General features: G+C 67.7%; 7 protein-coding genes and 2 pseudogenes. 2 read left to right on the forward strand and 7 right to left on the reverse strand.

Going from position 1 to position 10,502, the window contains the following annotated elements:
• Positions 1-127: 127 nt before the first annotated feature.
• The 4 genes and pseudogenes from VF697_RS11340 to VF697_RS11355 form a co-directional block, all read right to left on the reverse strand.
• The gene (locus tag VF697_RS11340; protein WP_331094164.1) at positions 128-1,024 is read right to left on the reverse strand and encodes an RluA family pseudouridine synthase; all 897 of its coding nucleotides are present in this window, start codon (positions 1,022-1,024) and stop codon (positions 128-130) included.
• A 4-nt stretch (positions 1,025-1,028) separates the two neighbouring features.
• Positions 1,029-1,784, reverse strand: coding sequence for a phytanoyl-CoA dioxygenase family protein (locus tag VF697_RS11345; protein ID WP_331094166.1), 756 nt, complete (start codon positions 1,782-1,784; stop codon positions 1,029-1,031).
• A gap of 92 nt (positions 1,785-1,876) precedes the next feature.
• Positions 1,877-2,203 (reverse strand): DUF1801 domain-containing protein, encoded by a 327-nt coding sequence (locus VF697_RS11350; protein ID WP_331094177.1) that lies wholly within the window; start codon positions 2,201-2,203, stop codon positions 1,877-1,879.
• Positions 2,204-2,347: 144 nt separating this feature from the next.
• Positions 2,348-2,758: pseudogene (locus VF697_RS11355) on the reverse strand (DUF1801 domain-containing protein); the annotation flags it as partial.
• 1,121 nt (positions 2,759-3,879) lie between these two features.
• On the opposite strand from VF697_RS11355, the gene VF697_RS11360 reads away from it, so the two are divergent.
• Both VF697_RS11360 and VF697_RS11365 read left to right on the forward strand, forming a co-directional pair.
• Positions 3,880-4,611 (forward strand): DUF6310 domain-containing protein, encoded by a 732-nt coding sequence (locus VF697_RS11360; protein WP_331094168.1) that lies wholly within the window; start codon positions 3,880-3,882, stop codon positions 4,609-4,611.
• A 1-nt stretch (position 4,612) separates the two neighbouring features.
• Positions 4,613-5,371 carry a DUF5953 family protein gene (locus tag VF697_RS11365; protein ID WP_331094171.1) on the forward strand — a complete coding sequence of 253 codons (759 nt, stop codon included), beginning with the start codon at positions 4,613-4,615 and terminating at the stop codon, positions 5,369-5,371.
• A gap of 92 nt (positions 5,372-5,463) precedes the next feature.
• Here VF697_RS11365 and VF697_RS11370 read toward each other — a convergent pair whose 3' ends face one another.
• The 3 genes and pseudogenes from VF697_RS11370 to VF697_RS11380 form a co-directional block, all read right to left on the reverse strand.
• Positions 5,464-8,925, reverse strand: a complete 3,462-nt coding sequence (locus tag VF697_RS11370) for a hypothetical protein (RefSeq protein ID WP_331094173.1) — start codon at positions 8,923-8,925, stop codon at positions 5,464-5,466.
• Entirely contained in the window at positions 8,919-9,458 is a 540-nt protein-coding gene (locus VF697_RS11375) for a DUF1318 domain-containing protein (protein ID WP_331094175.1), read from the reverse strand. The genes VF697_RS11370 and VF697_RS11375 overlap by 7 nt, the downstream gene beginning before the upstream one ends.
• A pseudogene (locus tag VF697_RS11380) lies at positions 9,455-10,502 on the reverse strand (hypothetical protein); the annotation flags it as partial. The pseudogene VF697_RS11380 and the gene VF697_RS11375, both read right to left, overlap by 4 nt.

The raw sequence follows: 10,502 nt of genomic DNA on the forward strand, positions 1-10,502 counted from the left end.
CTACGAACCCACCGTGACGCCGAGCATGCTGCTCGTTCTCACCGAGCAGGGACTGACCGTCCTGCGTGGGCCGTAGCCGTTCGAGCTCTTCGACACCGCTGCATGCCGAGCCGGTCCAGCCCGCGCGCTACTCCACCTGGAGCTCGCGCGGGATGGAGGCATGGAGCTCCAAGCGCTTGCCCGTGAGCGGATGCACGAAACACAGCCGCTCCGCGTGCAGCAGGTAGCCGATATCCCCGAGCAGTCCCGGATGCTCGGCGCGCGGTACGCCTCCCGCGGCGTAGACGGGATCTCCTTCGAGTGGATGCCCGATGAAGGCCAGGTGGATGCGGATCTGCTGGGAGCGGCCCGTCTGGATGTCCACCTCGAAGAGGGTGCTCGCCGCGCGCCGCTGGAGCACGCGCGCCAGACTCCGGGACGCCTTCCCGCCTGGAATCGCCATGGGGACCATGCCCATGCCCGGATGCACCGCCTCGCCGATGGGCGCGGTGATGTCGTAGAACTCCTGGGTGGCCACGTGGCTCGACAGGGCCCGGTAGCGCTTCTCCACCTCGTGCTCGCGCCAGGCGCGGGACAGCTTCGCCGCCGCGTCGTGCGTGCGCGCGAAGAGCACGAGGCCCGAGGTGCCGCGTCCCAGCCGATGCAGGGGGCTCGCCTCCGGGAAGCGCTCCCGCACGAGGTGGAGCAGGGTGTTGAGGAGGAAGCCTCCGCCCGGCACCGTGGGCAGGCCGCCCGGCTTGATGACCGCCAGGATCGCCTCGTCCTCGTGCACGATCGAGTAGTCGCGCGGCGTCTCTTTCTCCTCCCAGGGAGGCCGGTTCCAGACGAGCCACTGGCCGGCGCGCAGCAGCTCCTCGCCCGTCGCGGGGACGTCATCCAACACGACCTCGCCCCGGGCGAGCCGCTCCCGCCACACCTCGAGCGGGGAGTGCCGGTAGGCGGCGACCAGATAGGAGAGCGTGCGCTGTCCCCGCGCTCGGGCGCCCAGCTGCTCGCGATAGGAATAGCCCTTGTTGAAGGCCACGGCGCTACCCTCCCTCGAAGACGCGGAAGAACTCGCGGGGGGCGCGCTTCTTGCGCAGGCAGCGCGTGGCGTCGCTCATGTAGCAGATGGAGAAGCCGCGCCGCCGGTGCCCCTCGCGGCTCGGGCCCGAGCGGTGCCAGAGCTGGTTGTGGAGCAACACCACCTCGCCCGCCTGGACGGGCAGGGGGACAGCGCGCTCCTCGGCCCTGTGCGCCAGCAACTGGTCCTCCGGAATGACACCGCCCATGGGCCGCGCGAGGCCCCACCGATGACTTCCCGGAACCACCTCGAGGCAGCCCCCGTCCGCCGGGGCGTCATCCAGCGCGGTCCAGAGTTGCAACTCCGGCTCCTGGCTCAATCCCCAGAGCGTTCCACCATCCTGGTGCCAGCGGATGGCGCCGCCTCCCGGGTCCCCCTTGTTGAACAGGATGGCGCGGTAGAGGACGATGCCGCCCGCGATGCGCGCACGCGCCACCCGCTCGAACAGCGGGTTGGAGATCCACGCGAGGAAGCGCTCGTCCTTCTCCAGCCGCTCGATCTTCCGGTAGGCGAGCGAGGGGCCTCGCCAGCCGAGTCCCGCGTCCTCATAGTGTCCCGTCCGGGCGTCCATCTGGAAGAAGAGGCCGGGGTCGGGGACGCGCCCGAGCATCAGGTCCTCCGCGCGCTCGCGCAACGCGGTGAGCCCGTCGTCCCCGAGTACGCGTCCGAGCGGCGCGTAGCCCTCGGTGTCCAGCCGTGCGAGCGCCGCGCTTAGGTCCATCCGCTCGGCTCCTGCTCGTAACACCGGCACCTCGCACTGCTCGGGGGACTGGACCATCTCACGCGGGGCGAGGACCTTCCAGGCCTCCCTCCTCAGGACGGTTGGCCAGGGACCCAGCCGGGCAACGCGGCCGCCTGCTTCACCCAGGTCGCCAGCTGCGCCTCGTCGAGATCGTCCTCGTGGATGTCGATCCAGCGCGCGTCCTTGCTCGTGCCTCCGGGTGGAACGGGTTGCAGTGACGTGCCGCGGAAGAAGGTCACCTTGACGTAATGCGTGAAGGTGTGGAACCCCAGGAACAAGCCCTGGCCTTCGATGCCGTACATGGGCGAGTTCCACTTCACGGCCTTGCGCACGTTGGGCACGTTGCGCACGATGAGCGCGTCGAGGCGCTTCCCGAGGTCACGCTTCCAGCCCGGCATCGCGGCGATGTATTCCTGCACTGGGGCGTCGCCGTCCGCCTTCGCGATGCGCGGGTTGCCGCCCGAGAGGAGGACGGGGACCTTCTCGCCTTCTGGCACCTTGCTCGGCTTGGCCTCACTCGCACCTGGCCTGGCCTTCGCGCCTGCCTTCGGCGGGGGTTTCTTCGCCGACAGGCCATTCTGGGCCACCGCGGCCTTCACGAGCGCCTTGAACGCGCCCGCGTCGACCTTTTCCCCTTCGTGGATGTCGATCGCCCTTCGCGTGTTGCCTTCCAAGCTGGAATTGAAGAGGCGCGATGGGTCTGGGAGCTTGGCCCCCCGGGCGAACGTGAGCTTCACGACCTTCGTGTACGCCTCCCCGGTGCAGACAATCCCGTGGTGCGACCAGACCGGAGTGCCCATCCACTTCCACTCCTCGGTCATCTCGGGATCGGCTTCCAGGATCAGCGCCCGCATGCGGGCCAGGGTCTCCCCGCGCCATCCCCCCAGGTCGAGGATCCGCTGGTCAATGAGCTGGGAAGCGGATTTCCCGAGGTCGCGCTTCGAGCCCGGCATCGACTTCTCACCTTTTCGCACCTTGATCGGCTCGGCCTCACTCGCACCTGGCCTGGCCTTCGCCTTCGGCGGGGACTTGGACTCGGTGGCCGACTTGCGTGGCTTGCTTGCGCCCGACGTGCCCTTGGCCTTCGGCTTCGCCTTGCCTGGCATGCGCACGGGACCCTCTGGTGTCTTCATGATGATGGCGACTCCACGTAGAGGTTCATGAGCTTGAGTCTCATCAGGGGCTCCTCCTGGGTTTGTCACCTTGGCGGGCCGTGGCCGGTCAGTCAACTGACGAAACCCGCTCCAAAATCGCTCGCACCCCTCGCGCTTGCTTCACGTACGCCAACACATTCCTCGGGCAGCCAGGTGACCGTCGCGGGAGTACCGCTCGAAGGGCCCCGGGAGCTGTCCGCCGCGGAGGTGGCCGCGGGCGTGTCCCTGACGTTGGCCGGGCGCGTGGGGCTGGTGTTGCACCTGGCGGCTCCGGAGGTGCCCCGCGAAGCGGACGCGTTGGGCATGGTGGGCACGAGCCGAGCCGTGGCTGCCGGCACCGCTGGCCTGCCGCTTGGTGCGCTACGACTGGCCGGGCAACATCCGGCAGCTGCGCAACCTGACGCGCCACCCCGTCACCGCCCGGTCCTTACCGGCGCCCAGGACCGTGTCCCGCCTCAGGCCCACGGACGTCTCCGAGGCGGAGCTGCTCGCCGCCCTCCGAGAGGTCGGCTGGGAGCACGAGTCCAGGGGCGCCAGCCGAGGCGGGAACGGCCTGGATGCCCGGCACCGCTCCAGCTACGGGCAAGCTGTCGCTTGTCCCTGCACGGTCCGCCAGAGCGCGCCCGCTGGCACCGCTACCTCCCTGGGAGCCCTCCACAAGCCCGAGCTGCGGCTGCCGTATGCCGCTCTCCTCGCGTGCTCGTTCGTGGCTGTCGGTGCGCGCTGCCATACTCCGAACCTCCTCGCCAGGATCCTTTAGGCCCTGAATCGATTGGAAGACCTAGCCATGCGTCTCCGCGCGGGCATCGCACTTCTGCTCTTTCTCTCAGCCTGTACGACGACACCGCCCAGCCCAAGCGACACTGCCGTGGACGGACGGGGGGCGGTGCACCGTCCGCGAAGCTTCCGAGCCCTGGCCCGTGCTGGCGGAGCGGTGCTTTCATGCTCTCGACCATGATCGGATCGAGTTTCACGACATCACGGCACGATGCGCGGTGGCCTCTGCCGGTGCCGCTGCCGTGGGCGTCGGACTCTGTGTCTTGGCGGCGCCGGAGATCATCGTGGGAACGGTAATCGTCGCGGGCGTGGTGGTGGTGAGCTTCGGCATCAAAGAGGCCCTGGATGCGTATGCTTTGGATATGGGCCGCCCCGAAGCAAGGCCCGTGCCTGAAACAGCGCCCGCCCCGCGGAAACCCTGGCCGAAAAAAAGGCCCAAGCCGGAGCCTGAAGGACCGGATTTTCCACCTCTGGAGCCACCCGAGACCTCGGAGCGAAACCGCAGCAGGTGCGAGCACGTCCCAGTGCCGTACCACCTTGGCGGTAATAAACTGCACAACACGTGCGCCGACAGAATTCCGAACAACAGTTTCCCCGGCGGGGATGTGTTCGTGAATGGGAAGAACTTCGACGCACTGCAATTGGCTACGCGCACGCTCTGGGAGGTGAAAACCAACGACATCGAAGAGTATAATCCTTTCATTCTTCAAGCCGAAATCAACAAACAGATAGAGGAAGCACGGCGTGAGCGGGCCCTCGCGGCGGCCTGCGGATTCAACTTCCGAATCGGCGTTCGCAGCGAAGCGCACAAGAAAGCACTGGAAGACGCGGCTGCGGAATTCAAGGGTCTTATTGAGATCATGGGCTGGTGTTGAAATGACGGGCAAGCCAAAAAAAATGACCATCATCGCCTACGCGCCTGCGCTCGTGAGCGACGACGGTCGTCCTGCGGCTGCGGTCCATGGAATGGAGCGCGCATTCCCTGGATTGCGCCTGGGTTGGACCGTTTCTGATGACCATCAATTCCTTTCTCTGCCACAGCGTGACAGGTGGCTCGCTCAGGTTAGGAGAAACGGGGGGTTTCCCCTCGTTTGCAACAATGACGAACATTATCCCGTGATGATCTCCGGATTGGAACTCCCAGCCATGTTTGGCCCAGGAGGCCAAGCGCTGTTTGAAGTTCATGCGCAACTGCCACTGGACGCCGTAGGGAGCGCGGCGGCGGCGGATGTGCTGGAAGCCGTCGCAGAGGGCGCGCGCGCCTACTGGGGTCATGCCACACCATTTAGTGCAAGCGTGGACATCGTGCGCCAGACGAAGAATCGGCCAGACGACCTGGAGCCGCCTCCCCGTGGGCTGCCGGAGATCAAGTCCCCTGGTGCCATGCACTCGCCTGAGATTCCGCATCGTCTGGGGTGGCTCAACTACTGGTCGGAAGCTGCCGCACGGGCCATCGGCTTTCCGGATCCCGCCCGCGACGCGGAGCTGCTTTCGCGCTCACGGCACACTGCGACGGGCGGGTGGGTCGTCAAACTCACCGATGAGCCGCTCGACCTGGACAACCCCGCCCACCTGGACGCGCTTAAACGGGCCTATGGGCGCTTCCCGGAGATTGGCGGGCGCTCCACCCCTTGAGGCTCGGCACGGCTCGCGGTGGCCGTGCTCAGGGCGCCGCCTGCCAGTTACGCAGGGCCGACTCGGTGAGGTCCAGTTCCTTGGCCACCTGGCTATGGCTGTGCGGGCAGCAGCAGTGCCTCCCGGACCTCGGCTGGCGGGTTCGCGCTGAGCGCCAGATAGATCTCGAACCACGCCCGGTATGAGCGCCAGGAAGGATCTCGCTGGTCGAGGAGGGAGCGTTGCGCCTGGCCCAGTCGCTTGGGCACGTCGAAAGGCACCGGTGTGTTCCCATCCGCGTGCAACTGCGCCGCGAACCAGAGCACGTCGAGCTGACCGGCATCGACCGATGCGTGGGTGCGATCGAGCAGGGTGTCGGCGTGCTCGATCGCCTTGCCCAACCAGCGGGCCGCCTGCGCCGTGTCTCGGCGATCCACGGCATTCTCGGCCAGCCGCATCTCCGCCAGCGTCACCGCGCGGATGTCCTCATCGCTATCCGACTCGGCGAACTGTTCCAGGAACAGCGCGCGCCGCTGTTCGAGTGCGTGGGCGGCGGCGTCCAGGTTCCCCAGTCGGGTCTCCGCGTTGGCGCGCAGCCCCGCGGCGATGAGGCGATAGGTGCGCTGAACGTGTTTGGGGGTGGCGTGTGCCTGGTTCAGCGTGGCTTGCACGGCTGGGGTGGCCAGGTCGCGGTCAACTCTGTCCAGGTCCTCCAACGCCCGCTGGGGCTGACCCGCCCCCAGCTCCGCGGCGCAGCGGGCCAGTCGCACCACCAACCGGTTGCGCCGCCCCTCCGCATCGCTGGGGCCCGTTTCCACGGTGGGCAGTTCGCGATCGTAGAGCGCCAACGCCCGCTCGAATCGGCCCGCGGCGAGGTTGTAGAGGGCCGCGCGATCCAGTGCCAGGGTGACGAACCTGGCCAGCTTCGGGGTGGCGTCCACCATGGCCAAGGCCTGATCCGCCGCCCGCGCTGCCTCTTCCTCGCGGCCGACGTGCAAGAGCGCCCGGGCACGGGCGAGGGACACCGCCAGCCCCGCCGCGTTGTCCACGTAGGGTAACTTGTCCCGTTGCTCGAGGTAGCCCAGGGCGATGTGGAAGTTGCCCACCTGGGTGTGCAACATCCCCAACGCGCCGAGGATCATCGCCCGGTAGCGGACGTTGTTTCGCACCAGGTCCAGGGCGATCAAGTAGTGCCGGTTGGCGCGCTCGGCGGCGGCAGGAGCGTGGCCGCGGAGGAAGTCCTCGTGATGAATGGCACCATAGAGGGCATGCACCGCGCGCTGGTTCTTGAGCTCTTGCCACGAGGTGCGCAGCTCCTTCACGGCGGACTCCACCGCCAGGGCGTGGGCGCGGTCATCCAGCTTGGGCAACCGGCGCGCCGTGAGGTAGGCCTTCACGAAGTGCGCGAGCGGCCTGGCCATGCTCGCGGAGGTGGTGGTGACTTCCTTTTCCACCACCTCGGGGCTGACGCCGGCACGCAAGCGCAGGCTCATGGACTCGACAGCACTTTCCAGTGAGCCGGTCCGTTGAGTCACGAGGTCGAAGTCGGCACGGGCCTCGTCCATGCGCTGCTTCCCCAACCGGCGGAAGGCGCGGCCCATCATCGCGCGGCGAAACAACCGTTCGGCCCGGCGGTATTCCTCGGTGCCGGGAGGAGCGTCATCGACGTAGACGGTTGCCAACGCCTCCAGCACGCCGTCGGCGCCGAGGCCCGCCGCGCGCTCGACGGCGTCTTGCACCAGGGCGCGCCGACGAAGGGGATCCTTTTGCTGATGGTAGAACGCGATCAAGGCATCCCGGACGGGGCGGGGGGGACGCTCCTCGTGCAACGCGTTGACGTGCCGGCCCAGCTCCAAGGCGAACGCGTAGGCCGAGCCGGCGGGTGCCGATGCGAGTGCCTGGGCCATGGCGGCATCCGCCTCGGCGTAGGGGCGTCCCCGGTACAGGGCGCGGACGGCGGCGCGAGCGAAGTCGAGCTGGTCGTCCTCATGAAATGCTTTGTTCAGGGAGAGCCGGCGGCCGGCTTCGACCAGGGCCTCCCGATCGTCGAGCTTGCGGTACAGCGCGTCCGCTTGTTCGAAATAGGCTTCCAGCACCGCGCGCGGTGTGGTGTCGGTCAGCTGGGCTGCCTCCAACTCCTGACGCGCCAGCGTGAAGTCGCCGGCGGCCTCCGCCAGCTCACTGCGCACCACGTGCTGAAAGACGGCGGAGGGCGGGCTGGGAGCGGCGGCGGGATTCAACGCGGCCATGCGTCGCCGTTCGGCGTCGTTCAGCTCGTCCACCATGCGGCCGCGTTCGCTCTCCTTCATGGCGCGCCGGTGGTCGATGAGGAGCTGTAGCGGCTCCACCAGTCCCGCGGTGGCGGGATCGATCACCGAACGCATCTGGCGGGCGTAGAACTCCGCCGCGTCGAAGTCCTCGAAAGCCAGGTGGAGCTGGCTCAGGCGCATCATCAGCAGCCGGCGGAGTTTGGGCCGGGTTTCGCGCAGCAGGCGTTGGCGATAGAGCAGGAGTTGATCCGCGCGCTTGCCAACCCCTCTCAATTCTTCGTTGAGCCGAGGAACGTCCCAGGTGCTGGGAACCTGGCCATCCAGCGGCAGCTGATACACATCCAGCGAGCGATCGCGCGAACAGGTTGCGATGAGTGACGCGGCCGCGGGCGCCGGGTACTCGCAGCTCCAGGCCACACTGGTGAGCTGTTCCGGACTGGAGGCGGCGGCCAGCTCGGGCGCGTCCTCACGCTCAGCGGCGAAAGGCACCCGGAACAGCACTCCGCTGTCACTGGCGTCGATCACCCCGTCCGCATTGGAGTCGGTGAAGAACTGCACCACGTACAGGGAGCGCCCATCGAGCGCGAACACCGGCTGGCCCGTCTGTCCTGGAAGCGCGAGCGCCAGCGGTAGGGGGGCCGCGCCGGGGCGATCCAGCCGAAGTGCCTCCAAGTGGGGTGAGGCGCGCGCGGCGAAGCCGGGGCCCACCTGCTGCACGGAGCGTTCGACCGGGACGTACACCAGCCAGCGCCCATCGGGCGAGATGGTGGGACTGGTCAGGTTGCGCTCGAGCAGGGGACTCACGCTCAACTCGCGCCCCACCGTGACCCGCGACAACCGCAGATCTCCCTGGATGGTCGCCCGGCTCACCAGCGCGATATGCGAGGCATCGATCCACTCCGCCTGCAGCGCGCTGGTTTCTTCTTCGAGGCAGCGGCGGCCTTCCGCACCCGGCAGCTCCCGCACACACAGCTGGCCGCTGGCCTGATTTCGGAACGAAATGTAGAGCAGGTGCTTGCCGTCGGGACTGACCCGCGGCCAGGTCACGTCGGCGCCTTCGTCGAAGAGGCGGCGCTCGCGACCCTGTTCCGAGTCCTGGACGTAGATTTCGGTCGCGATGTTGCGGTTGGACACGAAGATCAGCGTGTTGCCATCGGGCCCCAACTGCCCCAGGAATTGATCTCCCACGCCCACGGTGAGCCGTGAGGGCGTGCGCAAGCCTCCCTGGTCATCGTCCTGCGCCCAGGCGCTGGCCGCGATGAGCACGGCCAGGGCCAAGAAGCACCGGCCACGGGGCGTCAGCACTTCTTTTCTCCCCAGGTGCCGTCATCGGCTTCGACCCAGCCGCCGCAGATCACCCCCTCCGCGTGCACCTGTTGCCAGCTCCGGCGCAACGACTCTTCGGGCACGCTGGGGCGGACCGTCCGCATCCACTGCCACAGGTGGATGCGGGACCGGTTCACCCGTTCCATCAGGGCGGCGTCATCGGCCGACAAGCGTCCGGCCGTGCAGAGGCTCCGGGTGTCCACCAGCAGTCCGTCCCGCCCTTCGCCCACGCAGTGGCGCCGCAGCAGCTCGTCGACGCGGTCCGCCTGCGTCTTGCCCAGGTTCTCGACCAACGGCGTGGGTTGGATGCCCAGCTCCTCCAGCTGGTTGGGCGTGAGCGGCACCGGCGTCGGGCTCATGCCCGCGCGAGCGAGACGCTGTTCCACGTCCTTGAACGATCCCGAGGCCTGTTCTTCGAGCGCCGTCGCGCGATCGACCATGACGATCTCAGGGGCACTGATGCACCCGGAAAAGGCGAGGGCGGCAAGCAGCGGCAACCCGCGGCGTTTCATGGCGTGGCCTCCGGAGGGGACAAGGAGTTGATGACACGGTCGACGATGGGGCCCATGGGGATGCCCCGGATCTCGTTGATGCTGAGCAGCCTGGCCAGGCCGCCCATGGTGATGCGCAGGCGGCCGAAGCCCTGGTTGAAGCTCACCCGCACGTTTTCCGGGTAGCCCAGGCCCAACGCGTAGCGGACGCGGTTGGTGGAGGGATCGGTGTGGTGCGGATCCTGGAGATCGAGCAAGTCGAGCAGGTGGCGGTTGCCAATGCGCAGGATCTCCGCGCGTCCGTTGACGCTGCGATCCCTGCCGGAGATGACCACGGCGGCATTTCCGTCAAAGGGCTCGCCCCGGGACGATTTCACGCCGGTGGCCCGCACGTGAGCCTCCAGGGTGGAGTGCGCTCCTTGCCAGTCCAACACGCACTGTCCGGTGATACGCCCGCCGCGGACGCCCATCTCCAGTTGACTCATGGAGACCACGTGCTGGTTGATGGCCAGGTTTCCGGCCAGGGGCGCGATGGAAATGAACGGCGTGGTGATGCTGCCCACCGACATGAAGCCGCTGCGCGAGAGCAAGGGGTGCTGGTCGGCGAAACGAAGCATCGAGTACGGGTTCACGTCGATGTCGTCCATCAGCTGCACCCGGCCTTGGATGAACTCCACGTTCTCGGTCAGCGGCACGTTGCCATCGAGCCTTTCGATCGCGACCCCGGAGCCGGGCAGCCGCAGGTTCACGTTCTGGAGGAGAAGCTCGGAGAGGGTTCGGAAGACCACCAGGTTGGGCGAAGCCACCCGGAAGTGGACCGTGGCCTTGCCGCTGCTCTCGATGAGGCCGGGCTGCGAGAGCTTGGACAAGTCCTGCTCCAGCTCACCCCGGATCGCCAGGCGGCGCCGGTCTTCGCTGAGCTCGAGCCGGCCTTTGGCAGTCAACTGGGTACTTGTCCCCGCGTTGGACACGTGCAGGTCGGGGATGTGGATGACGCCAGTGGGCTCGCGGCGAGCGGAGAACGACCCTCTCAGGTCCTGAACCGGATAGGGCAGGGCGGGCCTC

This window comes from Archangium sp., from assembly GCF_036388035.1.
Lineage (GTDB): Bacteria > Myxococcota > Myxococcia > Myxococcales > Myxococcaceae > Archangium.